The 26020-nt window shown below is 71.8% G+C and carries 24 protein-coding genes and 1 pseudogene; 12 read left to right on the forward strand and 13 right to left on the reverse strand.

Going from position 1 to position 26020, the window contains the following annotated elements:
* Window positions 1-72: 72 nt before the first annotated feature.
* Both yaaA and eda read left to right on the forward strand, forming a co-directional pair.
* Window positions 73-855 carry a peroxide stress protein YaaA gene (gene yaaA / locus ACTWJ8_RS13695; protein WP_443263960.1) on the forward strand — a complete coding sequence of 261 codons (783 nt, stop codon included), beginning with the start codon at window positions 73-75 and terminating at the stop codon, window positions 853-855.
* Between the two features lie 73 nt (window positions 856-928).
* The gene (gene eda, locus ACTWJ8_RS13700) at window positions 929-1603 is read left to right on the forward strand and encodes a bifunctional 4-hydroxy-2-oxoglutarate aldolase/2-dehydro-3-deoxy-phosphogluconate aldolase (RefSeq protein ID WP_443263961.1); all 675 of its coding nucleotides are present in this window, start codon (window positions 929-931) and stop codon (window positions 1601-1603) included.
* Here the strand turns inward: eda and ACTWJ8_RS13705 are convergent.
* The 3 genes and pseudogenes from ACTWJ8_RS13705 to ACTWJ8_RS13715 all read right to left on the reverse strand — a co-directional run.
* Window positions 1578-2213, reverse strand: a pseudogene (locus tag ACTWJ8_RS13705) (histidine phosphatase family protein); the annotation flags it as partial. The gene eda and the pseudogene ACTWJ8_RS13705 overlap by 26 nt on opposite strands.
* 80 nt (window positions 2214-2293) lie before the next feature.
* Complete coding sequence (locus ACTWJ8_RS13710) at window positions 2294-3037, reverse strand: zinc ribbon domain-containing protein (protein WP_443264882.1); 744 nt, start codon at window positions 3035-3037, stop codon at window positions 2294-2296.
* Complete coding sequence (locus ACTWJ8_RS13715) at window positions 3034-3945, reverse strand: Nif3-like dinuclear metal center hexameric protein (protein ID WP_356377652.1); 912 nt, start codon at window positions 3943-3945, stop codon at window positions 3034-3036. Before ACTWJ8_RS13715 ends, ACTWJ8_RS13710 begins: the two co-directional genes overlap by 4 nt.
* Window positions 3946-4146: 201 nt before the next feature.
* Here ACTWJ8_RS13715 and ACTWJ8_RS13720 point away from each other — a divergent pair, with 201 nt between their 5' ends.
* Window positions 4147-5307 carry a hypothetical protein gene (locus ACTWJ8_RS13720; RefSeq protein ID WP_443263962.1) on the forward strand — a complete coding sequence of 387 codons (1161 nt, stop codon included), beginning with the start codon at window positions 4147-4149 and terminating at the stop codon, window positions 5305-5307.
* 55 nt (window positions 5308-5362) lie between these two features.
* Window positions 5363-5533, forward strand: coding sequence for a hypothetical protein (locus tag ACTWJ8_RS13725; RefSeq protein WP_356377646.1), 171 nt, complete (start codon window positions 5363-5365; stop codon window positions 5531-5533).
* Window positions 5534-5622: 89 nt separating this feature from the next.
* Here ACTWJ8_RS13725 and ACTWJ8_RS13730 read toward each other — a convergent pair whose 3' ends face one another.
* From ACTWJ8_RS13730 to ACTWJ8_RS13740, 3 genes are read right to left on the reverse strand one after another with little or no spacing between them, the layout of a single operon-like run.
* On the reverse strand, window positions 5623-6561 hold the full coding sequence (locus tag ACTWJ8_RS13730; RefSeq protein ID WP_356377643.1) for a 3-oxoacyl-ACP reductase: 939 nt from the start codon (window positions 6559-6561) through the stop codon (window positions 5623-5625).
* A gap of 48 nt (window positions 6562-6609) precedes the next feature.
* The gene (locus ACTWJ8_RS13735) at window positions 6610-7686 is read right to left on the reverse strand and encodes a Zn-dependent alcohol dehydrogenase (protein WP_443263963.1); all 1077 of its coding nucleotides are present in this window, start codon (window positions 7684-7686) and stop codon (window positions 6610-6612) included.
* Window positions 7687-7728: 42 nt separating this feature from the next.
* Window positions 7729-8583 (reverse strand): MaoC/PaaZ C-terminal domain-containing protein, encoded by an 855-nt coding sequence (locus ACTWJ8_RS13740; protein WP_443263964.1) that lies wholly within the window; start codon window positions 8581-8583, stop codon window positions 7729-7731.
* A 263-nt stretch (window positions 8584-8846) separates the two neighbouring features.
* Between ACTWJ8_RS13740 and ACTWJ8_RS13745 the strand changes: the two genes are divergently transcribed.
* Genes ACTWJ8_RS13745 through ACTWJ8_RS13760 form a run of 4 tightly spaced genes read left to right on the forward strand, consistent with a single transcriptional unit; the run spans window position 8847 to window position 12398 of the window.
* Window positions 8847-9770: an ATP-binding cassette domain-containing protein gene (locus ACTWJ8_RS13745; protein ID WP_443263965.1), complete on the forward strand. Its 924-nt coding sequence runs from the start codon at window positions 8847-8849 to the stop codon at window positions 9768-9770.
* Window positions 9770-10486, forward strand: coding sequence for an ABC transporter permease (locus ACTWJ8_RS13750; protein WP_356377632.1), 717 nt, complete (start codon window positions 9770-9772; stop codon window positions 10484-10486). The genes ACTWJ8_RS13745 and ACTWJ8_RS13750 overlap by 1 nt, the downstream gene beginning before the upstream one ends.
* Window positions 10487-10502: 16 nt before the next feature.
* Window positions 10503-11747, forward strand: a complete 1245-nt coding sequence (locus ACTWJ8_RS13755) for a sensor histidine kinase (protein ID WP_356377629.1) — start codon at window positions 10503-10505, stop codon at window positions 11745-11747.
* 18 nt (window positions 11748-11765) lie between these two features.
* Complete coding sequence (locus ACTWJ8_RS13760) at window positions 11766-12398, forward strand: response regulator transcription factor (protein WP_356377966.1); 633 nt, start codon at window positions 11766-11768, stop codon at window positions 12396-12398.
* A gap of 44 nt (window positions 12399-12442) precedes the next feature.
* On the opposite strand, the gene ACTWJ8_RS13765 is transcribed toward ACTWJ8_RS13760, so the two are convergent.
* Together ACTWJ8_RS13765 and ACTWJ8_RS13770 are read right to left on the reverse strand one after the other, a co-directional pair.
* Window positions 12443-13936, reverse strand: coding sequence for a DHA2 family efflux MFS transporter permease subunit (locus tag ACTWJ8_RS13765; protein ID WP_443263966.1), 1494 nt, complete (start codon window positions 13934-13936; stop codon window positions 12443-12445).
* A 102-nt stretch (window positions 13937-14038) separates the two neighbouring features.
* Window positions 14039-14491: a hypothetical protein gene (locus tag ACTWJ8_RS13770; RefSeq protein WP_443263967.1), complete on the reverse strand. Its 453-nt coding sequence runs from the start codon at window positions 14489-14491 to the stop codon at window positions 14039-14041.
* Window positions 14492-14581: 90 nt separating this feature from the next.
* Between ACTWJ8_RS13770 and ACTWJ8_RS13775 the strand changes: the two genes are divergently transcribed.
* The 4 genes from ACTWJ8_RS13775 (at window position 14582) to ACTWJ8_RS13790 (ending at window position 19357) form a co-directional block, all read left to right on the forward strand.
* Window positions 14582-16198: a nucleic acid/nucleotide deaminase domain-containing protein gene (locus tag ACTWJ8_RS13775; RefSeq protein WP_443263968.1), complete on the forward strand. Its 1617-nt coding sequence runs from the start codon at window positions 14582-14584 to the stop codon at window positions 16196-16198.
* Between the two features lie 37 nt (window positions 16199-16235).
* Entirely contained in the window at window positions 16236-16808 is a 573-nt protein-coding gene (locus ACTWJ8_RS13780; RefSeq protein ID WP_443263969.1) for an SUKH-4 family immunity protein, read from the forward strand.
* 107 nt (window positions 16809-16915) lie between these two features.
* Window positions 16916-17686, forward strand: a complete 771-nt coding sequence (locus ACTWJ8_RS13785) for a nucleic acid/nucleotide deaminase domain-containing protein (protein ID WP_443263970.1) — start codon at window positions 16916-16918, stop codon at window positions 17684-17686.
* 153 nt (window positions 17687-17839) lie between these two features.
* Window positions 17840-19357 (forward strand): WD40 repeat domain-containing protein, encoded by a 1518-nt coding sequence (locus ACTWJ8_RS13790; protein WP_443263971.1) that lies wholly within the window; start codon window positions 17840-17842, stop codon window positions 19355-19357.
* Between the two features lie 43 nt (window positions 19358-19400).
* On the opposite strand, the gene ACTWJ8_RS13795 is transcribed toward ACTWJ8_RS13790, so the two are convergent.
* The 5 genes from ACTWJ8_RS13795 to ACTWJ8_RS13815 all read right to left on the reverse strand — a co-directional run bounded on the left by ACTWJ8_RS13795 (window position 19401) and on the right by ACTWJ8_RS13815 (window position 25955).
* A complete protein-coding gene (locus tag ACTWJ8_RS13795) occupies window positions 19401-20591 on the reverse strand; it encodes a lipid-transfer protein (RefSeq protein ID WP_356377609.1) in 1191 nt (396 codons plus the stop codon).
* A gap of 107 nt (window positions 20592-20698) precedes the next feature.
* Window positions 20699-21883 carry a CaiB/BaiF CoA transferase family protein gene (locus ACTWJ8_RS13800; RefSeq protein WP_443263972.1) on the reverse strand — a complete coding sequence of 395 codons (1185 nt, stop codon included), beginning with the start codon at window positions 21881-21883 and terminating at the stop codon, window positions 20699-20701.
* Entirely contained in the window at window positions 21876-23528 is a 1653-nt protein-coding gene (locus ACTWJ8_RS13805; RefSeq protein WP_443263973.1) for an acyl-CoA dehydrogenase family protein, read from the reverse strand. Before ACTWJ8_RS13805 ends, ACTWJ8_RS13800 begins: the two co-directional genes overlap by 8 nt.
* A 35-nt stretch (window positions 23529-23563) precedes the next feature.
* Window positions 23564-24898, reverse strand: a complete 1335-nt coding sequence (locus tag ACTWJ8_RS13810) for an MFS transporter (protein ID WP_443263974.1) — start codon at window positions 24896-24898, stop codon at window positions 23564-23566.
* A gap of 154 nt (window positions 24899-25052) precedes the next feature.
* Window positions 25053-25955: a LysR family transcriptional regulator gene (locus ACTWJ8_RS13815; protein WP_356377597.1), complete on the reverse strand. Its 903-nt coding sequence runs from the start codon at window positions 25953-25955 to the stop codon at window positions 25053-25055.
* Window positions 25956-26020 lie beyond the last annotated feature (65 nt).

Raw genomic sequence — 26020 nt, forward strand, 5'->3', positions numbered from 1 at the left:
GCGGCGGGATCGGCACGCCGTACGCTGGGGCGTCGATCGACAGTTGTTCCGTACGTGTAAGAGGAGTGCCCCGTGCTTGTGCTGTTGCCGCCGTCGGAGGGTAAGGCCGCTTCCGGACGCGGGGCGCCGCTGAAGCCGGAGGGTCTTTCCCTGCCGGGCCTCGCCGAGGCGCGGGCGGCCGTCCTGGACGAGCTGGTCGAGCTGTGCGCCGCCGACGAGGAGAAGGCGCGCGAGGTGCTCGGCCTGAGCGAGGGGCTGCGCGGCGAGGTCGCCAAGAACGCGGAGCTGCGCACGGCGGGCGCCCGCCCGGCGGGCAAGATCTACACGGGTGTCCTCTACGACGCCCTCGACCTGGCCTCCCTGGACGCCGCCGCGAAGAAGCGCGCGGCGAAGTCGCTGCTCGTCTTCTCCGGCCTGTGGGGCGCGGTCGGCGTCGCCGACAGGATTCCCTCGTACCGCTGCTCGATGGGCGTGAAGCTGCCGGGGCTCGGCGCCCTCGGCGCGTACTGGCGGGGACCCATGGCCGAGGTCATGCCGGAGGCCACGGGCGACGGCCTCGTCCTCGACCTGCGCTCGTCGGCGTACGCGAGTGCCTGGAAGCCCAAGGGCGAGGTCGCGGAGCGGACGGCGACGGTGCGGGTGCTGCACGCGCCGACCCGCAAGGTCGTCTCGCACTTCAACAAGGCGACCAAGGGCCGGATCGTCCGCTCGCTCCTGGAGTCGGGCGCCGCGCCCGCGGGCCCCGCGGAGCTGGTCGACGTGCTGCGCGGCCTCGGCTACGTCGTCGAGGTCGAGGAGCCGGCGAAGGCGGGCCGGCCGTGGAGCCTGGACGTCCTGGTCGACGAGATCCACTGACCCGCAAGCCGATTCATTGCAGCATGCGCAACGCCCTTTGCGCATGCTGCGTCGACCGGGGCAGGATGGTGCCATGACCTCGACTGCCGCCGCCTCTGCCGGCTCCTCCGTGCTGGATCTCGCCCCCGTCGTCCCCGTCGTCGTGGTGGAGGACGTCGCCGACGCGGTGCCGCTCGCGCGGGCGCTCGTCGCGGGCGGCCTGCCCGCGATCGAGGTGACCCTGCGCACGCCCGCCGCCCTCGACGCGATCCGGGCCATCGCCGCCGAGGTGCCGGAGGCCGTCGTCGGCGCCGGCACGGTGATCTCGGCGGAGAACGTCGCGGACTCCGTGGCCGCGGGCGCCCGCTTCCTGGTCAGCCCCGGCTGGACGGACGCGCTGCTCGACGCGATGAAGAAGTCGGGCGTGCCGTTCCTGCCCGGCGTCTCGACGACGTCCGAGGTCGTGGCGCTCATCGAGCGCGGCGTGCACGAGATGAAGTTCTTCCCCGCCGAGGCCGCGGGCGGCGCCGCCTACCTGAAGGCCCTCGCGGGACCGCTTCCCCAGGCCCGCTTCTGCCCCACGGGCGGCGTCTCCCCCTCGAACGCGCCCGGCTACCTGGCCCTGAAGAACGTCGGCTGCGTGGGCGGCAGCTGGATGCTCCCGGCCGACGCGATCGCGGCGAAGGACTGGGGCCGGGTGGAGTCCCTGGCCCGCGAGGCGAGCGGCCTCCGCCAGGGCCCGGTCAGCCCAGGTGCGCTGTCTCGTTGAGGCAGCGCACGCTCGCGTTCCCGTCCGCGTAGTACGCGACCGTGGACAAAGACGCCGCCGCGATCTCCATCCGGAACATCGCATCGGCCGGTGCGCCGAGCGCGAGCCGCACCAGCGTCTTGATCGGCGTCACATGGCTGACCAGCAGCGCGGTACGCCCCCGGTGGGCGGCGGTCAGCCGGTCCCTCGCCTTCGCGACCCGGTCGGCGACCTCGGCGAAGCTCTCGCCGCCGCCGGTGGGCGCGGCGTCGGACGAGCCGAGCCACGCCTTGAGGTCGTCCGGATACCGCGCGCCGACCTCCTTGAACGTGAGCCCTTCCCACGCCCCGAAGTGCGTCTCGCGCAGCCCGTCGTCGACCTCGACCCCGATCCCGAGCCGCGTGGCCACGACGTCGGCGGTCTCCCTGCACCGGGCGAGCGGCGACGCGACGATGACGTCAACCCCGCGCGTGACCAGGGCCGTCGCGGCGGCGGCGGCCTGCGCCCGCCCGACCTCGGACAGCTCGGGATCCCCGCCCCCGCTCCCGGAGAACCGCTTCTCGGGCGTCAGGGCGGTCTCCCCGTGCCGGAGCAGCAGGAAGGTGGCGGGGGCGCTCAGGTCAGGTGCGGCCATTCAAGCCCCGCCGGCGATTGAGGCGCGGGGTCCGGGGCAGAGCCCCGCGACCGCAACACCGTGGGACCGTGACATTCCTACAGACCCGACTCGGACGTACGGACCAGAATCCGCCGGCAGTTCTCGCACCGCACCACCGCATCCGCGGCAGCGGCACGCACCTCGTTCAGCTCCGTGATGTTCAGCTCGAGACGGCACCCTTCGCAGCGCCGCTGGAACAGCTTCGCCGCCCCGACCCCGCCCTGCTGCTCGCGCAGCTTGTCGTAGAGCTTCAGGAGGTCCGCCGGGATCGACCCGGCGACGACCTCGCGCTCCTTCGTCACCGACGCCACGTCGGCGTCGATGGCGGCGGCGGCCTCGTCGCGGCGCGAGGTCGCGTCGTCGACCTTGGCCTGCACGGAGGCGAGCCGCTCGGCCAGCTCGCCCGCGCGCTCCTGCGCGGACTCACGGCGCTCCATGACCTCGAGGACGACGTCCTCCAGGTCGCCCTGGCGCTTGGCCAGCGAGGCGATCTCGCGCTGGAGGTTCTCCAGGTCCTTGGGCGAGGTGACGGCGCCGGAGTCGAGGCGCTTCTGGTCGCGGGCGGCGCGCTGGCGGACCTGGTCGACGTCCTGCTCGGCCTTGGTCTGCTCGCGGGCGCAGTCGCTCTCCTCGGTCGTCGCGGCGACGTGCAGGTCGCGCAGCTGCGTGAGGTCCTTGGTGAGGGACTCGATCTCGGCGTGCTCGGGCAGCGACTTCTTCTTGTGCGCGAGCTGCTGGAGACGGGTGTCCAGGTCCTGGAGGTCGAGCAGACGGATCTGGTCGGCGGGCGCGGCGTTCAGTTGGGGGCTCCAAAAGTAGATACAGACGAGTCAGAAGGGGTGCGCGTAGCGCTCGCTGAAGGGGTGGTGGCGGGCGACGGGCGGGCGGACGCCGCGTGGGCGGTCCAGGGATCGGTGACCGTCTTCGAGACGTGGACTCGCAGGCCCCATCCCTCGCGGTCGGAGATCTCGTCGAGCTGAGCCGCGGCCAGCTCGCACCAGGGCCACTCGGTGGCCCAGTGCGCCGCGTCGAGCAGCGCGAGAGGCGTGGTCTCGCGGGCCTCGCTCACCGGGTGGTGGCGCAGGTCCGCGGTGAGGAAGGCGTCGACACCGGCCGCACGCACCTCGTCGAAGAGGCTGTCACCGGAGCCGCCGCTCACGGCGATCGTACGCACGGTCGCGTCGAGGTCGCCCGCGACCCTGATGCCCTGCGCGGTGGCGGGCAGCCGGTCGGCGGCGCGGCCCGCGAGCTCGCGCAGCGTCACGGGGTGCTCGAGCTCGCAGACCCGGCCGAGGCCGCGGCGGCCCGCGGGGTCGGTGGGGTCCGGGACCAGGGGGCGTACGACGCGGACGTCGAGGGCGCCGGCGAGCGCGTCGGAGACACCGGGGTCGGCCTTGTCGGCGTTGGTGTGCGCGACGTGCAGCGCGATGTCGTTCTTGATCAGCGTGTGGACGGCGCGGCCCTTGAACGTGGACGCCGCCACCGTCGTCGTACCGCGCAGGTAGAGCGGGTGGTGGGTGACCAGCAGGTCGGCGCCCAGCTTCACGGCCTCGTCGACGATCTCCTGGACCGGGTCGACCGCGAACAGGACCCGGCCGACCTCGGCGTCCGGGTCGCCGGCGACCGTGCCGACCGCGTCCCATCCCTCGGCGAGGGCCGGGGGCCAGAGGGCTTCGAGGGCGGTGGTTACTTCAGACAGACGGGGCACGCACACAGGTTACCCGCGCCGCCCGCCGCACCCCCAAGCCCGGCCCCGACCGGAAGGACGGCGAAGGGGAGCACACGGCACCGGTCGTTCTCAGCCAATTCATGGCACGGCCCACCTTTCGTGTGAAACGGCGGGCGCCGGGTGCCACGGAGGTTCGTGCGAAAACTAGCGTCTGCCCGGACAAGCGGAGGTGACTGATCCATGACGGCCCTGGCCACCGAACCCACGCCGGATACGCCGGAAATGCCGCCACGACCGCCGCACACCGGATGTGTGCTCACGATGGACGCGTCGTACGCGGCACGGCTCGCGCACGACGGCGACTCCCCCGGCTCCTGGTTCCCCGAGCGCTGGACCCTGGACGGCCCGGAGCCGTACGCGGTGCCGCTGCCCGGCAACCAGCCGGAGGAGCCCGGCACCGCCGTACAGCCCCTGACCGACGGCCGGGTGCTGATCCAGCGCACCGCGGCGGGGCGCCAGATGTTCTCGCTGCTGTACCCGACGGGCCCCGGCACGGGCGAGGTGCCGCTCGGCGCCGTGGAGTGCGAGGACCTCACGCTGCTGCCGCCGACGCCGGACGGCCGGTGCGCGTACGCCCTGTCGGTCGGCGAGACGACGACGCAGGTGTGGCAGGTGGCGGGCGGCTCCTTCGGGCCCGAACTGCTCGCCGAGGTGCCGGGGCACTGCTCGGGCGGGGTCTGGCTGTCCCGCGAGGCCCGGCTGCTCGCGCTCGACCGGGGGCTTCCCGAGTCGGCGGGCGGCGGCCCGGTGAAGACGGTGGTGGTGGACCTGGACCGGGGCGGCGAGGTCTCGCCGCTGCTCCAGATCGCGGAGGAGAGCGAGGACCGGCTGCTCGTCGCCGACCTCGACAGCGGGCTCATCCTGCTCCGCTCGGACGCCGCGAGCCCGGGTGAACTCCGGCTCGGCTGGGGCGTCCTGGGCAGCACGCTGCCGATCCGCTTCCCCGATTCGCTGCGGCTCGCCGACTGCGAGCTGACGCCGTTCGCCGTCCAGCCGGGGCAGTCCCTGATGCCGGAGGGCTGCGCGGTGGCGCTGCACGTCGAGAGCGCGGAGGGCGGCTCGCCGTGGCTCGGCCTGTGGCGGCCCGCAGAGGGTGTGCTGCACCAGGTCGCGGCGCCCGGCGGCTGGCTGCCCGGCAGCGGCTTCTTCTCGCGGGAGGGGCTGCTCTCGCTGCCCTGTGTCACCGAGGAGGCGCCGTGCGGTCTCGCCCGGATCCCGGCCCCCGAACCCCGCGTGGAACGGCCGGGACCTGCGGCGGAACCGGAGCCCCCGGAACCGGCGGCGCCCCGCCCCGTCCCACTGGCGCAGGCACCCCTCGGCGGCCGCGGCGCGGACCGTTAGACTCGCCCGGCTGTAACTGAAGGATCTTGTACGTGTTTACGGGGTGAATGTTCCGATGGCGGAAGGCAACGGCACGGATGTCGAGGTCGACACGGAGGCGGCGCACCAGGTGCGGGCCGGCTCGGGTCGGCACCGCGGCGAGGTGTCCTCGTCGCCCACGCCGGGCGGCGACCAGGAGTCGAAGCCGCGCGGGCGGCACCGCGGGCCGCGCGCGAACGAGGCGTAGCGCTCGACACTCGACGTGAAGAAACGTCACTCTGAGGGGCCCGGCAACTGCCGGGCCCCTCAGTCGTGTTCGGCTCTGCCCGGCCGTGCTCAGCCGTGCTTGAGGCCGAGGATCTCGGCCGCGGCGAACGTCTCGTGGGGCGGGCGGTCCTTGTAGTGCGGCGTGAGCAGCGCGTCCAGCTCGTCGTACGTGAACGCGTCCTTGGCCGTGTCGAACTTGGCCTGCACCCTGGGCCGGTCGACGACGGCGACCATGCCGCCGTGCACCACGAGCAGCTGCCCGTTGACGTTGGCGGCGGCGGGCGACGCGAGGTAGCCGACGAGCGGGGCGACGTGCTCGGGCGCGAGCGGGTCGAGCCCCTCCTCCGGCTGGGCGAACCCGGCGAACACGTCCTCCGTCATACGGGTGCGGGCGCGCGGGCAGATGACGTTGGCGGTCACTCCGTACTTGGCGAGGGCCAGCGCCGTGGAGGTGGTGAGCCCCACGATGCCGCCCTTGGCCGCGGCGTAGTTGGGCTGCCCGGCGGAGCCCGCGAGGAAGGCCTCGGACGAGGTGTTGACGATCCGGCCGTAGACCGGGGCGCCGGCCGCCTTCGAGGCCTCGCGCCAGTGGCGGGCCGCGAAGTGGCTGGTGTTGTAGTGGCCCTTGAGGTGGACGTGGATGACCGAGTCCCACTCCTGCTCGGTCATCGAGAAGATCATGCGGTCGCGGAGGATGCCGGCGTTGTTGACGAGGATGTCCAGCTTGCCGTACGTGTCGACCGCCAACCGGACGAGTTCCTCGGCCTGTTGGTGGTCGGCGACGTCGCCGGTGTGCGCGGTGGCGGCGCCGCCCGCGGCCTCGATCTCGGCGACGACCTGCTCCGCGGGGCCCGCCGTGGCCTCGCCGGAGCCGTCGCGGCCGGGTTGGCCGAAGTCGTTGACGACGACGTTGGCGCCGAGGCGGGCGAGTTCCAGGGCCTCGGCGCGGCCGAGGCCCCGCCCGGCGCCGGTGACGATGGCCGTGAGGCCGGTGAGCGGCGTTGACATGCGGTCGGCTCCCTTGGTTCGTGTGTGCCGCGGCTCGAAATGCCCGGCCTACAGCTCGATGCAGGTCCGCAGCGCGACGCCCGTGCGCATCTGGTCCAGCGCCTCGTTGATCTCCGCCAGCGGCACCCGGTGGGTGATCAGGGACTCCAGGTCGATGCGGCCCGCCCGCCACAGGGCGATCGCGCGCTCGTAGGACTGCAGGACGTCCCCGCCCCCGTACATCGACGGCAGGATCTTCTTCTCGTCGAAGAACAGCTCGAACATGTTGAGCTGGAGGAAGTCGTCCATGGCGCCCGCGCCGACGACGCACAGCGTGCCGCCGCGCCGCGTCGTCTCGTACGCCGTGCGGGCGGTGGCGGACTTGCCGACGACCTCGAAGACGTAGTCGAAGCCCTCGCCCGCGGTGATGTTCTGCTTGGCGTCGGCGAGCTCGTCGGGCGAGATCGCCTTCGTGGCACCGAACTTGAGCGCCGACTCGCGGCGGGACTCGACCGGGTCGACGGCGACGATCTCCGCCGCGCCCTTGAGCCGGGCGCCCTGGATCGCGGAGATGCCGACGCCGCCGCAGCCGATGACCGCGACCGACGAACCCGCCGCCACGTCCGCCGTGTTGATCGCGGCGCCGAGCCCCGTGGTGACGCCGCAGCCGATGAGCGCGGCGATGTCGAACGGCACGTCGTCGGGGATCGGCACGGCGCAGGCCGCGTTGACGACGACCTCCTCGGTGAAGGTGCCGGTGCCGGCGAAGCCGAAGACGTCGCCGCCGGGGCGCTTGAAGTTGGGGGTGCCCGCGTTCATGAACCCGGCGAGGCAGAGTTCGGTCTGGCCGCGCTTGCAGGCGGGGCAGGCGCCGCAGGCGGGCAGCCAGCACATCAGGACACGCTGGCCCGGCGTGAGGTTCGTGACGCCGTCGCCGACCTCGACGATCTCGCCCGCGCCCTCGTGCCCCGGGATGAAGGGGGCGGGCTGCGGCAGCACCCCGTTCATCGCGGAGACGTCGGAGTGGCACAGGCCGGTGGCGCGCAGCCGGACCCGAACCTTGCCGGGGCCGAAGCCGACCGCCTCGACGTCGTCCAGTACCTCGAGTTTGTCCTGGCCTATCTCGTGCAGTACGGCTGCTCGCATGGCGTGCGGCTCCTTCGTACGTCGCGGTACCTGTACCGGTGGTCAGTGGTGGTCGACGAGGGTGTCCGCGAGCACCGGCGCGTCCTCGCGCTCCACGGCCGTGACCGTGACCTGCACCCGGCCCGGCTGCTCCCACATGCGCACGCGCAGCGTCTCGCCCGGGAAGACGATCCCGGCGAAGCGGGTGCTGTAGCGGGTGATGCGGGAGACGTCGCCGCCGAGGACCGTGTCGGCGACGGCCTTGAGCGTCATCCCGTAGCTGCACAGGCCGTGCAGGATCGGCTTGTCGAAGCCGGCGAGCTTGGCGAACTCCGGGTCGGCGTGCAGCGGGTTCCAGTCGCCGGAGAGGCGGTAGAGGAGGGCCTGGTCCTCACGGATGGCACGCTCGACGGTGCGGTCGGGCGCGCGCTCCGGGACCTCGAGGCGCTCGGAGGGGCCGCGGTCGCCGCCGAAGCCGCCCTCCCCCCGGACGAAGATCTGGGAGTCGCTGGTCCACAACGGCCCTTCGGCGTCGGCGACTTCGCTGCGCAGGACAAGAACGGCCGCCTTCGTCTTGTCGTAGACGGCGGCGACCCGCGAGGTGGCGGTGGCCTTCCCCTCGACCGGGATCGGACGGTGCAGCTCGATGGTCTGGCCGCCGTGCAGGACGTGCGCGAGGTTGACGTCGATGCCGGGCGCGGAGAGGCCGCCGACGACGCCCATGCCGGCGCCCGCGACGGTCGCGAAGCTCGGCAGGACGTGCAGCTTCGACTCGAGCGTGTAGCGCAACTCGTCGGGGTCGGTGGCGGGGACGCCCGCGCCGAGCCCGAGGTGGTAGAGCTGGATGTCCTTGTGGCCCCAGGTGATCTCGGCGGACCTGGGCTCGGCGGCTACGGCCTTCGCGGCGTCGATGGGCATAGAGGCAAACGCTCCTAAGGCTGGTCGAAGACCTCGGTGCGGCCGTCCGCACCGTCGACCGCACCGAGGTCGTCAGGGGCCGGGTAGAACCTGTTCCATTTCCCCCGGCGCCCCATGTATAGCCAACGGCGCATGGCTTGGGAAGGGCCGTGGCACACCTTTCTGACGACGCGTCAGAAAACCTGGGTGGTGACATTTGTACTGCCGAAGTCCGGACAGTCGCATCTGCCACCGCCCCTCCCCCGCTCCGTAGCGTCATCGGCATGAAGACGACGAACGCAGCGGCCGTCTCGTTCACGGGGGCCGTCAGGACATTCGGTGCGGTACGGGCCGTGGACGGGCTCGACCTCGACATCGCGGCGGGCGAGACCGTGGCGCTGCTCGGCCGCAACGGCGCGGGCAAGTCCACCTCCATCGCGCTCCTCCTCGGCCTGGACGAGCCGGACGAGGGGCACGTCGAGCTGTTCGGCACGGCGCCGCGGGAGGCGGTGCGGGCCGGGCGGGTCGGCGCGATGCTCCAGGAGGGGCGGGCGGTGCCCCGGGTGACGGTCGCCGAGCTGGTCTCGTTCGTGGCGGGCCGCTATCCGCACCCCATGGACGTACGGGAGGCGCTGCGGCTCGCCGGGATCGAGGAGCTGGCCGGGCGCCGCGTCGACAAGCTGTCCGGCGGGCAGACGCAGCGCGTGCGGTTCGCGGTGGCGCTCGCGGGCGATCCGGCGCTGCTCGTGCTCGACGAGCCGACGGCCGCGCTCGACGTCGAGGCACGGCACGCGTTCTGGAGGTCGATGCGGGCGTACGCGCGGCGCGGGCACACGGTGCTCTTCTCCACGCACTACCTGGAGGAGGCCGACGCGAACGCCGACCGGATCGTGGTGATCGACCGCGGCCGGGTCGTCGCGGACGGCAGCGGCGACGAGCTGCGCAGGGCGGGCGGCGGCAGCCTCGTCTCCTTCGGCCTGGCGGGGCGCGGCACGGAGGGGCTCGCGCTGCTTCCGGGGGTGACGGCGGTGGAGGTGCGCGGGGACCGGGCCCGGCTGCGCTCCGACGACCCCGACGCGACGGTCGTGGCGCTGGCCGCGCAGGGCCTCGTACGGAATCTGGAGGTGAAGGCCGCCTCCCTCGACGACGCCTTCATGGCGCTGACGGCGGCCCCCGAGGGCCTCGACGACCACCTGGAGCGTGTGTGATGTGGGACTACCTGAGGCTCGAAGTGCGGCGCACGCTGCGCGACGGACGGTTCGTGATCGGCGCGATCGCGATGCCGGTCCTGATGTACCTCCTGTTCACCAACATCGGCTACACGGACGACAGTTGGCGCACCGCCTCCATGGTGGGCATGGCCGCGTACGGGGCGCTCGGCGCGGCCCTGAACACGGCGGGCGGGGTCGCCGAGGACCGGGCGATCGGCTGGCTGCGGCAGCTGAGGATCACGCCGATGACCTCGCGGCAGGGCGTCGTCGGGCGGGCGCTCACCGGGGCGGTGACGGTGCTGCCCGCGGTGGTGGCGGTGCTGCTCGCGGGCGCGCTGGTCAACGGCGTACGGATGGACGCCTGGAAGTGGCCGGTGATCGCGGTGCTGTTGTGGCTGGGCTCGCTGCCGTTCACGATGCTGGGCCTCGGCAACGGCTACCGGCTGACGTCGCAGGCGCTCGGCGGCGTCAACATGCTCTGCTACCTGGGGCTCGCGGTGCTCGGCGGGCTCTGGTTCCCGGTGGCGCTGTTCCCCGACTGGCTCCAGAAGGTGTCGTCGTTCACGCCGACCAACCGGTTCGCGCAGCTCGGAACGGCCGTCGCGGACGGGCACGCGCCGTCCGTCGCCGCGCTCGCCGTGCTCGCCGGCTGGCTGCTGGCCTTCGGTTCGTACGCTGTGGTCTCGTACCGCGGGTCCGCGCGCACCATCTGAACGACGGGGGTCGGTCATGTCCTGGAGGAATCGGGTCGGTCACGGGGTGCGCGCGTGGCGCGACGCGCGGGCCGAGTGGCGGGCCGACAACGCGCGGGCGCGGGCGCGGCGGCGCGAACATGGGCGGCCCGCCGAGGAGTTGGGCCCGCCGCCCACCGGGTTCGCGCTGCTGCCGTGGCTGCTGATGGGCCTGGGCGCCGCGTCGAACCTCGTCCAGGGCAGAACCCCGCACCCGTGGGCGGGCGGCATCGGCCTGTTCGTCTTCAACTCCCTGTACGTGTACGTGGTGTTCCGGGCGTTCCACCGGAAGACGCGGCAGGCGGCGTCGACGCGGGGCGCGGTCGTCGTGATGACGCTGCTGACCTGCGGGCTCGCCGGGGCGTACGGGGGCAGTTGGCTGGCGCTCTTCCCGCTGCTCGGGCTCGCGGTGGGGGCGGTGGCGCGGGGGCGGCACCTGGGCCGGATCGGGCTCGCCCTGACGGTTCTCGCGGGCGTGGTGTCCGGGGTGCGCGAGGGCTGGGACGCGGTGAGCGTCTCGTACGGCACGTTCCTGTCCACGATGGTGACGGCGGCGATCCTGTCGCTGTCCGAGACCGTACGCGAACTGCGGGACGCCCGGGAGGAGTTGGCGCGGCGGGCCGTGGAGCAGGAGCGGCTGCGCTTCTCGCGCGACCTGCACGATCTGCTCGGCCACACGATGTCGGTGATCGTGGTGAAGTCGGAGGCGGCGCGGCGGCTCGCCCCGCGCGACCTGGACGCGGCGCTCGAACAGGTCACCGACATAGAGGCGGTGGGCCGGCAGGCGCTCACCGAGATCCGGGAGGCGGTCACGGGATACCGGGAGGGCAGCCTCGCCACAGAGCTGGACCGGGCGCGCTCGGCCCTCTCGGCGGCGTCCGTCGAACCGGTCGTACGGCAGTCAGGGCCGCCCCTCTCGGCACGGACGGAAGCCCTGCTGGGGTGGGTGGTCCGGGAGGCGGTCACCAATACGATCCGGCACAGCGGGGCGACGCGGTGCGTGATCGCCGTCGACGGCACGGACGAGCGGGTCCGGCTGCGGGTCACGGACGACGGGGCGGGGCCTGGCTCCGCGGCCGGGTCCGGGGCGGGCGGCACGGGCCTGAAGGGGCTGACGGAACGGATCGCCGCGGCGGGCGGGTCGCTGCGGTCCGGCGAGGGACCGCGCGGCGGGTTCGAGGTGCGGGCGGAACTTCCCACGGCCGACCGTGTGCCGACGGCGGCCGGGGGCCCGGCGTCGTAGTCTCTCGGCGTGACCGAGATGCCGCAGGACCACCGCCCGGCCAAGTGCATCCGCGTGCTGCTCGCGGAGGACCAGGGGATGATGCGGGGCGCGCTCGCGCTGCTGCTGGGGCTCGAGCCCGACCTGGAGGTCGTCGCGCAGGTCGCCACGGGGGACGTCATCGTCGACACGGCGCTCGCGCAGCGGCCCGACGTGGCGCTCCTCGACATCGAGCTGCCGGGTCGCAGCGGGCTCGACGCCGCGGCGGACCTCCGTGACCAGGTGCCGGACTGCCGGGTCCTGATCCTCACCACGTTCGGGCGGCCCGGGTATCTGCGGCGGGCCATGGAGGCGGGAGCCGCGGGGTTCCTCGTCAAGGACGGTCCGGTGGAGGAGCTCGCCGAGGCGATCAGGGCGGTGCTGCGGGGCGAGACGGTGGTCGATCCGGCGCTGGCCGCGGCGGCGCTGGGCGCGGGGCCCAGCCCGTTGACCGCGCGGGAGGCGGACGCGCTGCGGGCGGCGGCGGACGGGGCGACCGTCTCCGACATCGCCGGGAAGCTTCATCTGTCGGAGTCGACCGTGCGGAACTATCTGTCGTCGGCGATCGGCAAGACGGGGGCGCGGAACCGGACGGAGGCGCTGGGGGTGGCCGCGGACAAGGGGTGGCTGTAACGGGGGGGGGTGCGGTCGCGGGGCTCCGCCCAGAGCCCCGCTCCTCAATCGCCGGAGAGGCTTGATTTTGCCGAACCGGCACCCGGCCCTGCCTGCCGCATGCCTGCGAGGAGTACCACCGCGGCCACCACCAGGATCGCCGCTCCCGTCGCGAACGCGCCCGCGTAGCCGCGGGTCAGGGCCGATGGGTCGGTCGAGCCCGCGGAGCGGCTCGTGGCCACCGTGGAGAGGATCGCCAGGCCCAGGGAGCCGCCGAGAGTGCGGGACGTGTTGACCAGGCCCGAGACGAGGCCCGCGTCGCCGGGGGCCGCGCCCGATGTGGCGAGGGACGCCAGCGGGGTCATCGCGCAGCCGGCGCCCGCCATCATCACGATGCCGGGGAGCATGATCGTGGTGACGTACCCGCCGTCCGGGGTCATCGTCGACTGCCAGAGGAATCCGGCGGCGGTGACGAGGACACCCGCGGTGGCCACGTTGCGGGCGCCGTAGCGGGGCATCAGGCGCGGGGCGAACTTCGAGCCGATGACCACGGCGAGGGAGCTCGGGACGAGGGCGAGGCCCGCCTCGATGGGCGTGTAGCCGAGCACGTTCTGGGCGTAGAGGGTCATGAAGAACCACATGGCGAACGAGCCCATGCCGCACACGAACATCGCGGCGTTCGCGACCGCCACCGAGCGCACCTTGAACAGGCCGAGCGGCATCAGGGGCAGCCGCGTACGGGCCTCCACCGCGAGGAATCCCACGACCAGCAGCAGCCCGATCGCCAGCGGCACCAGCGTCGCCGCGTCGCCCCAGCCCCGCGCCTCCGTCTGCACGATGCCGTACGCGAGGACGGCCGTGCCCGCCGTGACGAGGACCGCGCCCGGCAGGTCGAGGCGCCGGTCGCCGCCCCCGCGGGACTCCCGGATCCAGCGGGCGGCCGCCGCGAGCACGACGGCGCCCAGCGGAACGTTGATCAGCAGCACCCACCGCCAGCTCAGGCCCTCGGTGAGGACGCCGCCGACGAGTCCGCCCGCCGCGCCGCCGCCCGCGCCCACCGCGGTCCAGGTCGCGATGGCCCGCGCCCGCGCGGCGCCCTCGGGAACGGCCGAGGTGAGGATCGTCAGGGTGGAGGGTGCCAGCACCGCGGCTCCGAGGCCCTGCACCGCCCGCGCCGCGAGCAGCTCCCAGCCCTCCTGCGCGAGGCCGCCCGCGAGCGAGGCGAGCGTGAACAGGCCGAGCCCGACGAGGAACATCCGCTTGCGGCCGAAGAGATCGCCCGCCCGGCCGCCGAGCAGCATGAAGCCCGCGAACGCGATCGAGTACGCGTTGACGACCCACTGCAGCCCGTTCGCGCTGAGCCCGAGGTCGGCGCGCATCGACGGCAGCGCCACGTTCACCACGGACACGTCGAGGACGACGAGGAACTGCCCGGCGCAGGCCACCGCCACCACGAGCCACGCGGGCGGCCCACCGCCCGCCCGGCCTCGGGAACGTATCGCGTCGTCGGAGGCCGCTTCGGAAGCGGCGCCGGAAGGAGTCTGGGCCATGCGTGTCATGGTCTCAGCCCCCCGACACCCCGTACATCCGGATTTCGCCGCAGCCGTTTCCGCCCCGGGCCATAGGTCCGGGGACCTAGGTCCGGCCGGTCGACCGCCCGGTCACCGGCGGCGCAAGTCGTGCACCGCACCGCTGCCGGGGCGTCCTACGGTCGGCCTGCGCGGCGGCTCGGGGTACACCACACCGCTGCTGGTTCGCCCTGCGGTCGGCGCGCGCTGCGACTCGCCCTCGTCCCGCTCCTGCTTGGCCAGCAAGGCCTGGAACCGCTCCTCACTCTTCTGCTCCTCCTCGGGCGAGAGCGATTTGGCCGCTTTCACCGCCTCGCCCACTCGCGCTCCGAGCGCGTCCATGTAGACGTCCGAGAGCACGGCCTCACGGAGTGTCAGGTCCCCGGAGAGCACCCCACGCGCCATCTCTCGAACCCGGTCGTCCATCTTCGGGTTGTCCGCCAGGGCACGCATCGAACGCAGCACGTCCTGAGCGCGCTCCGGCGATTCGACATCCGCCAGATCCGCGGGATCGATCTCAACCCGCTCAGACCTCAGTGGGTCCACCCGCCTCGCCCTCCCAACAAGAGTCATATTGACCTCACCCCGCCCCCGCACCATACAGTCCGTCAGGGAACACATGATCGGGGACAGTTGATGGGCATAACCCTGCCGGGCTGGGCGGACGAGGCGCTGGACATCATCGGGGTGTCCTGGCCGAACGTGGACGAGGACGACTACCGCGAAATGGCCGAAGCCATGCGGGAGTTCGCCGAGACCGTCGACAAAGGCGCCGCGGACGCCGCGAAGTTGCTGAGCGATGTCATCGGCAACAGCGAGGGCGGAGCGGTCGACGCGCTGTCGGCCCACTGGTCCACGGTCAAGGGGACCCACCTGGCGAACCTCGCCGAGGCCGGCCGGCTGACAGGCACCGCCCTGGACGCGGTGGCCGTTCTGATCGAGGGCGCGAAGATCGCCGCGATCGTCCAACTCGGCGTCCTGGCCGCCGAGATCGCCGCCTCCGTTGCCGCGGCGCCCTTCACGCTCGGCCTGTCCACCCTGGGCGGACTGGCCGGGACGGCGGCCACCCGTACCGCGGTGAAACGCATCCTCTCAGAAGTGTGCGAACAGATCGCGTCACAGATCGTGACCACCGCCATGGGCCCGGTATTCGAGGCTCTCGGCTCCATGGCCGGTGACCTGGCCATTCAGGCCGCGGGCAACGCGATGGGGGGACAGGGCGACAAGCAGGCCGGAGACATGCAGCTCCTCAGTGCCGCCGGCCCCTCCGGCGGGGGCAGCGGCAAGTTCAGCATCGATCTGGATGCGTTCGACGACGCCAGCTCCAAGCTCAAGAGCATCGGCGCCGAACTCGGCTCCTCCAGCGACCACAGCCTCGGCCGGGCCCGCAGTGCCCACGGCCGCACACGAGGCAAGGATGCTCTCGCCGACGCCGCCAACGCCGGCCTGGACACCGTCTCCGACGGAATCCAGAAGGGCGCCAAGCGCATGGCCACGCACCTCGATGACGTCATGCCCCGCGGCCTCAAGAAGATGGCCACCAACCACCGCGAGAACGACAGGGACACCGCCCTGTCGCTGGACGAGATCGGGAAGAGCCGGGGTTCCACCCCGGTGTACCACCACAGCGACAACAGGAACGTCACGCGGCTCGGGAACGACGGGCAGAAGCACCCCCTCGACGAGAACGACAAGAAGCGTCTGGGCATCCTGCGGCTCAACGCCGACGACACGACCGATCCACGCCCACGGGGAAAGCTCGGGCTCCCGAAAAAGAAGAAGGGCGAGGCGCGACCGCAGAAGGACTCCACGCAGGTCGCCCTCGGCAGCACCGACCTGTCCAGGGCCGCACAACTCGCGCGCCACTCGGACAAGAGCTACGGAACCTACGCGAAAGACAAAGACGGAAATCAGCAGTTCAGCAGCAACAACTACGCCGCGGTCAGGTTCGGGCAGAAGGGCGCCGATGACGAGTTCATTCTCGCCGGGCGCAGCAGGTTCCCCGTGCATTCCGAGCGAGTTCTGGGAATTCCTTCGATCCAGTCCGGCGCCACTCACAAAATTTCCGAACTGTACACGGAACGCGAACCCTGCACGTCGGGGCCGAACTGCAGCGCATGGATGAGCGAACACATGCCGAAGGAAGTCCAGGTCTCCCATAGCGTAGAATACGGCACTTCAAAGGAGTCACAGCTTCGCGGAAACCAGGAGATGCAAAACTACCTGGATGATCTGCGCAAAAAGGGTAAATAGCCGCAAGTTACATCGCCGGATTGGAAAGACAGCACGCATGCCTCCGCTCATTGACCGCGAAACCATGGAGCGCCACTTCGAGCCGTCCGACATGGTCACACTCGACGAAGCACAGCTCGCCGGGGTGACGCACGCCGAGACTCGGTCGTTCCTGCGGGACGTGGGGCTGCCCCACCAGGAGAACAAGTGGTTCTACCTCGACCTCGGCTTCTCCGGTGGAAGCGTCCGTCTCGGAGATGTGCACCCGGAGATCGCGGACGCATTCGACAATCTCCCCCCGACCGCGGCCGACTGGATCTCTCTGGGCGACATCCCCTACGACGGGATCGCGGTGGACGGCGAGACCGGAATCGTCTACTGCCTGCCCGACGACGGCGCTGAAATTTACCCCCTCAACGCGAGCATCCACGCGTTCGCACATTTCCTCTGCCTGCTCGAAGAAGAGCGTAAGAATTACGATTTCGGTGCCGTCGAAGAGTTCATTGACACAACCGGTGCGGCCGCCCGGCTGCTCAGCCGGATGCAGGAATCGGATCCCACCTCGGTCGGCGACGAGGACTCCACGTGGCGACGCATGCTGGAATACGTTGAAGAAGGGATCCCGGCGTAGCGTTGCGCCCGAATCCCCCGCACGGTCGAAATTTTGGAGTCTCCACCTTGAATGATGCCCGGGTTCACAGGTCCTTCGGGACCGCGGACGCTCAGAACCCGCTCGACGTGCCCGCCAGTGTGCGTCGCGTCTCGCAGGTCGTGCTGCCGCTGCGCGTGGGACCGTATTTTGCGACTCAGGCCGACGAGCCGGTGCTGCTGGGCGAGTACGCGGCCGCGGTGGGCCGGCAGGTCGTACAGGAGGAGTGCGAGGCGTGGGCGCGCCTGGGGACCGACGGCGGCTTCGAGCTGTGCGCCGACCGGGACGGGGCGGTGCGGGCCGTACTGCTGGACTGGGAGGAGGACCTGCGCTTCGTCAGCTCGTCTCCCGAGGCGTTCGCCCAGTCCCTCACCGAGCTGGATCAGGCACTGCGTCTCATCCTGACGACCGATGAACCTCAGCGTGCCGAGCAGGCGTACACGCGCCTGGAGGAACGCCTGCGCTCCCTCGACCCTGAGGCCTTCGCCCAGCGCGAGAACTGGTGGCCTCTGGTCCTTGACGACATCCGGGACACCGCGAGCACCGAGTGGTTCACCGCCTTCGAAGTCCTCAACGGGCAGGGCGAGAAACAGATCGTCACCGCCTCGGGTGCCATCGGTGTTCACCCTGAGGAGCGGCTTTGGGAACAGCTCAGCGCCGCGGGCCTGGAGGCCGAGCAGGTGCTGCGCATCCATACCGAGTTGGAGCCCTGCTTCATGCCCGGCCACTACTGCTCGATGTGGCTCGGCCAGGTCTTTCCCGAGGCGCAGATGACGCACAACTTCCCCTATGGGGAAAGCGCCGCCTCTCGGGCGGAGGGGATTCGGCAGCTGCGCGAAGCCGCTGAGCAGCAGCAGTAGGGGAGCCCCAGGGGAGCTACAGGAGAACTATCAGTGGGTACGAGCAGCGAGATCGTGGATACGACGCCGGCACAGGAACTGCTGGCCTGGGTTGCGGAAGGTTCGTCCCGTCTTTGCCGGGTCACTGGAACGCGGGGCAGCGGCAAGAGCCATATGCTCGCCCGCTTCCTGGCCGAGTGGGGCGACAGTCCGGGCACCACCGTGCATGCCACGGTGCCGGCCAAGGGACTGGACACCGACGGCGTGGCCTGGGAGCTGGGCCGTCAGCTGGGCTACGGCCCGCGGCCCGCGCACCGGCTGCTGAAGCGGGTGGCAGATGATCCGCGTCCGCTGCTGCTGGTCGTACCCGACCTGCATCTCGCCCGCGGTCCGGCGACGGTCGTCGAGATGCTGCTGGCTCCGCTGCTGCGTCTTGAGCACGTCCGCATGGCCGTCGAAACCACCGACGAGGCGCTGTTCCCAGGCGAGGCGAAGAACATCGCCCTGAGGTGCGACGCTTTCGAAGCGCCGCGGCCGCAGGCCGACTTCGCCGCCCTCCGGGGCTCCGTGCCCCGCACCGAGCAGGGTCGTGCCGACTGGGCCCGGGCCCCGCGTCAGGTACGCGATCAGATTCTGGATCAGGCACCGGACCGCAACGCCGTACGGGACCTGCTGAGCGACCCGGGCTTCCTCCTGCACGGCCCGGTCGCAGCGATCAGCGCGTCCCTCGACGCACCGGGCTCCCCCGCCCCGCTCTCGCTGCGTGCGCTGTGGCCCCTGGCCGCCCCACAGCTGTCCGCCCGTGAACACGGGGACGCTCAGCGTGCCGTGTTCCTGCACACCGCCGCCCTCGCCCACGACGCCGCCTTGGCCAGCGCCCTGCAGCCGCTGGCCGAGGAGCACCCGCTGCCCACTGTGTGGGCACGGTCCGGCCTCCCCGTCACGGCCCTTGCGGCGCTCGCCGACGGCACCGTGGTCGCCGCCGCCCCGCCCGGCGACCTGCAGGTCCTGGACGCGGCCACCGGCCGGAACGCCGGGACGCTGCCGGCCCCACGCACCGCCCGCCCGTCCCACATGGCCGGGGCACAACTCCTGCTGGACGACCGGGGCACCCTCCTGCCCGCGACACCCGATGCGCCCTTCGCGGCCGACATCGCCGCGTACCACGGACAGGCCGCCCTGGCCCCCCGCCCCGTGCTCCCCACCGCCCTGGCCTCCGACCTGCGGGCGACGACCGCGGTGATCGGCGACACGCAAGGCACCGTGCACGTCTGGTCGTTGACCACGTACCAGTCGCTGCCACAAGCAGTGCGGCTCCACCAGGCACCCGTCTCCGCGGCCACCTGTCTGCACCTGGCGGAGGACGACATCGACCTGGTCTTCGCCGCCGCGACGGACGGGACCGTCCGACTGTGGTCCGTCGGCAGCGATCCGATGCCGAGGCCCGTCGAACAACGACCTGCGCTGGTCACCGCCCTTGCCGCAGCCGACACCCCTGCGGGCCCGGTCCTCGCGACCGCTTGGGACGACGCCCGGTTGCACCTGACCCACGTCTCCACCGGCCGTACCCGGGCCCTTCCTCTCCTCCAGGAGGCCAACGCCCTCGCTCTCACCTCCGGCGGGCTCCTCGTGATCGGCGGAGCGGAGATCACCTACGCGCTGCGGCTTCCTTCGGAGGGGCTGTGGAACTGATGGGGCGGGCGGGTCAGCCGTCCGCTTTGTGGGGGCGTGACGTTCACCCCCGCCGCAGCATCGTCACGACCGCCGCGCCGCCCAGGCCGATGTTGTGCGCGAGGCCGACCCGCGCTTCCGGTACCTGGCGGGGTCCGGCCTCGCCCCTCAACTGCCAGGTCAGTTCCGCCGCTTGGGCGATGCCGGTCGCGCCCAGGGGGTGACCCTTGGAGATGAGGCCGCCGGAGGGGTTCACGACCCAGGTGCCTCCGTAAGTCGTCGCGCCGGACTCGACGAGTTTGCCGGACTCGCCCTCGGCGCACATGCCGAGCGCCTCGTAGGTGAGGAGTTCGTTGATGGAGAAGCAGTCGTGGAGTTCGACGACGTCGACGTCCTCGATGCCGAGGCCGGAGGTTTCGAAGACCTGGCGGGCCGCGTCCCGCGACATGGGCTGTCCGACCACGTCGATGCAGGAGCCGGACGCGAAGGACTCCTCGGTGTCCGTCGTCATCGACTGGGCGACGATCTCGACCGCCCTGTCTCCGAGGCCGCGTTCCTCGACGAAGCGTTCGGAGACGACGACGGCAGCCGCCGCGCCGTCCGAGGTGGGTGAGCACTGGAGCTTGGTGAGCGGCATGTGGATGGTCTTCGCGGCGAGGATCTCGTCGACCGTGTACGGGTCCTGGAACTGGGCGTACGGGTTGTTCACGGAGTGCCGGTGGTTCTTGGCGCCGACCGCCGCGAGCTGCGCCTCGGTCGTGCCGTACTTCTCCATGTGCTCGCGGGCGGCGTCGCCGAAGATCTGGGCGGTGGGCGGGCTCATCTCGAATCCGTGCCGGGCCGCCATGATGCCGTAGTGGCGGGCGACGGGAGACGTCTTGAAATCGCCGCCGTCGGCCCCGCCCCCGAGCGCGCCGCGCTGCATCTTCTCGAAGCCGAGGGCGAGCACGCAGTCGCTGATGCCGCCCTCGACGAACTGGCGGGCCATCATCAGCGCGGTCGAGCCGGTCGCACAGTTGTTGTTGACGTTGTAGACCGGGATGCCGGTCAACCCCAGCTCGTACGCGGCCCGCTGGCCCGCCGTCGACGCCTGGAAGCAGTAGCCGACGGGGGCCTGCTGCACGTCGTCGTAGGAGATCCCGGCGTCGGCGAGGGCCGTGGTGCCCGCCTCCTTGACCATGTCCCAGTACTGCCAGTCCCGGGTCTCGGGCTTCTCGAACCTGGTCATGCCGACGCCGACTATGTACGACTTCATGGCTGCGCAGCCCTCCTGCCGTGGTTCCCTGTCCACATCAGGCGACCTGACGGTTCGTCAGATCGCTGAGCCGATGGTGGCAGGACAGGGCGGTGAACGGAAGGCCCTCAGGGGGAGAGGAGTGCGTCGATCTCGGTGGTCGTGTAGCCGAGTTCGGTGAGCACCTCCCTGCTGTGCTCGCCCAGCGTCGGTGGCGCAGTGCGCACCGCAGGGCGTGTGCCGCGGAACGTGACGGGGAACGCCACCTGCTCCAGCGCTCCTACGTCCGGGTGGTCGACCTTCTGCACCATGCCGAGAGCCGCCGTCTGCGGGCAGGCGTAGACCTCGTCGAGAGTGCGGATGGGCGTGACGGGGACGCCGAGGGGCTTGAGCAGGGCCTCCCAGTGGGCCACCGGCTCGTCGACGAGGACCGCCTCCAGTTTGGTGTTCAGGGTGGTGCGGTGGGTCACCCGGTCCCTGTTCGTCGCGAAGCGCTCGTCTTCCGCCCACTCCGGGTGGCCGAGCGCGGTGACGAGGCGGCGGAACAGCGCGTCGTTGCCGACCGCGATCACGAAGTGCCCGTCGGCGGCCCGGTACGCCTGGTACGGGACGAGGCTGGGGTGGCCCGAGCCGAGGCGGCCCGGCCGCTCCCCCGTGGCGAAGTAGCCGGTCGCCCAGTTGATGTGCAGGGCGAGCTGGGACTCGTAGAGGGAGGTCGTGACGTACTGGCCGCGGCCGGTGCGCTCGCGCTCGACGAGGGCCGCGTTGACGCCGATCAGGCCGAAGAGGGCCGCGCCGAGGTCGCCCATCGCGTAACCGGCCTTGACCGGGGGCCCGTCCGGTTCGCCGGTCAGTGACATCAGTCCGGCGCTCGCCTGCGCCACCATGTCGTAGCCGGGTTCGTCGCGCAGCGGGCCCGTGTCGCCGAAGGCGGAGATGTGCAGGATGACGAGGCGCGGGTAGCGGGCGCTCAGCTCCTCGTAGTCGAAGAGGCGGGCGAGGGAGGAGCCGGGGCGGAAGTTCTCCACCATGACGTCCGCGTCGGCGAGCATCCGGTGCACGGCCTCCTGCCCGGCCTCCGACTTGAGGTCGAGGGCGACGGAGCGCTTGTTGCGGTTGGCGGCGAGGTAGTAGGTGGCATCGGGGCCGTTGAAGGGCGGGCCCCAGGAGCGGGTGGGGTCGCCGCCGTCGGGGTGCTCGACCTTGACGACGTCGGCGCCGAGGTCGGCGAGGGACATGGTGACGTACGGGCCCGCGAGGATCTTCGACAGGTCGACGACCTTCATGCCGGCGAGCGGCGCGCTGTCAGACACGGTGGGCCTCCTGGAGTGCGGGGAGCGGGACCGGGCCGCCGTCGGCGAGCGCGGCGAAGTGGTCGAGGGCGGGGCGGGGCAGGGCGTCCGGGTCGTCGGCGAGCGCGGTGTACGTGCGGGCGACGAGGAGGGCGCGGCCGTCGTCGCGGGTGCGGGCGTCGTGCTCGGCCTGGTCGTACAGGAGGGTCTCCATGACGGCACGCGTGAGTTCGTCGGCGTACCGTCCGATCCTCATCTCCTGTTCCTCGTCCGGGAGTTGAAGGATCTCGTCGCCCTTCTTGCGCAGGCGTGCCCACCTGTCCGCGGTCTCCGGGCGGTCGCCGTAGGTGTCGGCGAGGGTGGTGTGGGCGTTCTGGCGGCGCATGCAGCGCAGGACGTCGAGGGCGATGACGTTCGATGAGCCCTCCCAGATGGAGCCGAGGTGGGCGTCGCGTACGAGGCGCGGGTTGACCCAGTCCTCGATGTAGCCGTTGCCGCCGCGGATCTCCATGGCCTCGCCTGTGACGGTGCGGGCGCGCTTGCACAGGGTGTGCTTGGCGAGGGGGGTGAGGACGCGGACGAGGGCGCGGGCGTCGGCGTCACCGTCGTCGGCCGCGGTGAGGCGGGCGGCGGCTTCAAGGACGAGGTGCAGCGCGGCCTCCGTGTCGAGGATCATCGGCAGCAGGGTGGCCCGCATCAGCGGCTGGTCGAAGAGGGGCTTGCCGAAGACGTTCCGTACGCGGGTGTGGTCGACGGATTCGCGGACGGCGCGGCGCATCAGGGCGGTGGCGCGCATGGCGTTGGAGAGGCGGGAGACGTTGAGCATCTCGGCCATCTGCCGGAAGCCGTTGGTGAGTTGACCGACGGGCGTCGCGTACGCCTCTTCCAAGGTCACCTCGCCGCTGGCGATGGAGCGGGAGCCGAGCTTGTCCTTGAGGCGGTCGATGCGGAGGGCGTTGCGGGTGCCGTCGGGGCGCAGCCGGGGCACGAGGAACATGCCGAGGCCGCGAGTGCCCTCGCCCTGTCCCGGCACGCGGGCGAGCGTGAGGATCACGTCGGCGGACGGGTTCGAGGCGAACCACTTCTTGCCGGTGAGGGTCCAGTGGTCGCCGTGCTCGGTGGCGACGGTCTCGGTCAGCCCTACGTCGGTGCCGCCCTGCTTCTCCGTCATGAACATCGCGCCGGTGGCACGGAGTTCGGGGTCGGTGGAGGAGAGCGCGGCGATCTCGGCGGCGTAGCGGTCGGGGTCGAAGAGGCGCAGGATGCGGGCGGCGGAGTCGGTCATGGAGAGCGGGCAGGCCATGCCGAACTCGGACTGTACGTAGAGGTACGACAGGGCGTATTTGACGGTGTGCGGGACCTTCGTCGGCCAGCCGAGGACGCCGGGCCTGTGCGACATCGCGGCGAGGCCGAACCGTTCGTAGGCGAGGGCGGCGGCGCGGTCGTGGGCGGGGTGGAAGTCGACCTCGTCGATACGGGTGCCGTCCGGCGCGTACGGGACGAGGCGGGGCGGGTTGGCGTCGGCGACGGCGGCGTACCGGTCGAGCTCCCCTGCGGCGAGCTCTCCGAGTTCGGCGAGGTGGGGTTCGATCCGGGCGCGGTCCTCGTGGCTGAGGACACGGTCGAGGGCGGCCCGCAGCGCGGGGTCCCGGTCGGCGTAGTTCACGTGGTCTCCAGGTGTGGGTCGGTCGCCCCGAGGCGTCAAGCACGGGTGGGCGGAGGGGAATCGGTGCGGGTGAGCAGGGGCAGCACGCCCGCCAGCGTGATCGCCGTGTACGCCAGGCCGAGTGCGACGACCGGCCAGATCGAGGCGAACGACGTCAAGAGGTACTGGGAGACGATCGGCGCCGTGCCGGCGAAGAGCGTCGTGCACAGCTGGTACGACAGCGACATGCCGGTGTACCGGACCTCCACCGGGAAGACGCGTGCGAGGATGCCCGCGAGCGCTGCGTAGTACATCGCGTGCGGGAACGTGGCGAGTCCCATGCCGAGGACGGCCAGCCAGAAGTTCCCCGTCCCGACGAGGACGAACATCAGCGGCAGCACCACGAATTCGGGAATCAGCATCCACAGCACCGCCTTCCGCACCGGCCACTTGCTCGCCAGCACCGCCCCGAACGGCTGCACCACCACCTGCACCACGAGGGCCAGCGAGATGACGGTGAGGAACGTCGACCGGTCGAATCCCAGGTCGGACGTGGCCCAGGACAGAGCGAACGTCGTCTTCACGTAGGTGATGGCGACGCCTGCGGTGCCCGCGAGCACGCCGAGGAAGACCAGCAGCGGGTACCGGCCGAGCACCGTCTTGATGGGCAGCTTGACCGGCTTGTCGCGGGCGAGCGCCGCCCGCATCTCCGGCGTCTCCGCGAGCTTCAGCCGGATGAAGAGACCGACCGCCACGAGCACCGCCGAGAACAGGAACGGCACCCGCCACCCCCACGACTCGAAGGCGTCGTCCGGGAGTTGGGCGATGCCGAGGAAGGCGAGCGTGGCGAGAAGGTTGCCGACCGGCGAGCCCTGCTGGGCGAACGCCCCGTAGAGCAGCTTCCGCTTCGGCGGCGCGTACTCGGTCGCGATGAGCACCGCCCCGCCCCATTCGCCGCCCATCGCGACGCCCTGGATCATGCGGAGCAGCACCAGCAGGATCGGCGCGGCCGCCCCGATCCTGTCGTAGCCGGGCAGCAGGCCGACACAGAACGTGGCGCCGCCCATCATGGTGAGCGTGGTGATCAGGGCCTTCTTGCGGCCGTACCGGTCACCGAAGTGCCCGAAGATCAGCCCGCCGAGCGGGCGGGCGAGGAAGCCGACCCAGAACGTGGCGAACGCGGCGAGCGTGCCGACGGCCGGCGAGGCGTCGGCGAAGAAGATCTTGCCGAGGACCAGCGCGGACGCCGATCCGTAGATGTAGAAGTCGAACCACTCGATGGTGGTGCCGACGAACGCGGTGACTCCGGCGCGGCGGGCGTCCTTGGCGAGCGCGGGGTCCGGGGCGCCGGGATCGGTGGCGGTGGGCTGCGCGGGGGCGTCCTGCGGCATGCGAGCGTCCTCTCGGTGCGGCGGGTCCCGCCCGTACGGCGCGCGCTGCGCGGCCCGTGCACGCTCCGTCGCGAGACGTGGATCACTCTGCACCGCCCCATTAGGCGCTGTCCAAGACCAATGCCGGGGCCGATTGTGCTGCGATCGCACACAATCAGGCGTCGGCCTCCGGCGTGGGCAGCACCTCCTCCGCGACCCGCAGCACCGCCTGGAGCGCCGCCGACGGGTTGCCGGTGCGCCAACCGAGCGCGATCGGCAGCACCGGCACCTCCTCCCCGGCGAGCGGCCGGAACACGACGTGTTCGAGGTGGATGTTGCGCGCCGACTCGACGACGACCGCGACGCCGACCCCCGCGCCGACGAGCGCCAGCATGTTGTACGAGTCCGGGGCCTCCTGCGCGATCCGGGGCGCGAAACCGGCGTCGTGGCAGGCCTGCGCCATCGCGTCGCGCACGGCCGACTCGCGGGAGCGCGGGAACGTGACGATGGGCTCGTCGGCGAGCGCGCGCACGGGCACCTCGGCGCGGTCGGCGAGCGGGTGGCTGTCGGGCAGGGCGAGGACGAGGCGTTCGCTGCGCACGACGCGGGCGGTGACGCCGCGCCGCACGGGCAGCGCGACGAAGCCGAGGTCGAGGGTGCCGTCGGTGATCCGGCGCAGCGCCTCGCCGCTGTACGTCTGGCCCTCCAGGACCAGCTCGATGCCGGGCAACCGGGAGGTCACGGCCCGGGTGAGGAGCGGCAGCGCGGCGTAGCTGCTGGCGCCCGCGAATCCCACGGACACCCGTCCCACCTCGCCCAGGTGGGCGGCCCGCACGGTCCTGCGCACGGCGGACGCGTCCGCGAGCAGTTTCCGCGCGGGCTCGACGAGCGCCTGCCCCGCGGGGGTGAGCCGGACGCTGCGGGTCGTGCGGTCGAACAGCTTGACCCCCAGGTCCCGTTCGAGCAGCTTGATCTGCTGGCTGAGCGGCGACTGGGCCACGTGCAGGCGCTCCGCGGCGCGCCCGAAGTGCAGCTCCTCTGCGACGGCCACGAAGCCGGTGAGGTGTTTCAGTTCCACGGGGTGAGGCTACGGGGGCGGCCACAGGTGGCCGGGTCGTCGCCGCGAGCGGTCGCCCGTGGTTG

The organism is Streptomyces sp. SDT5-1 (genome assembly GCF_052245995.1).
In the GTDB taxonomy this organism is placed as follows: domain Bacteria; phylum Actinomycetota; class Actinomycetes; order Streptomycetales; family Streptomycetaceae; genus Streptomyces.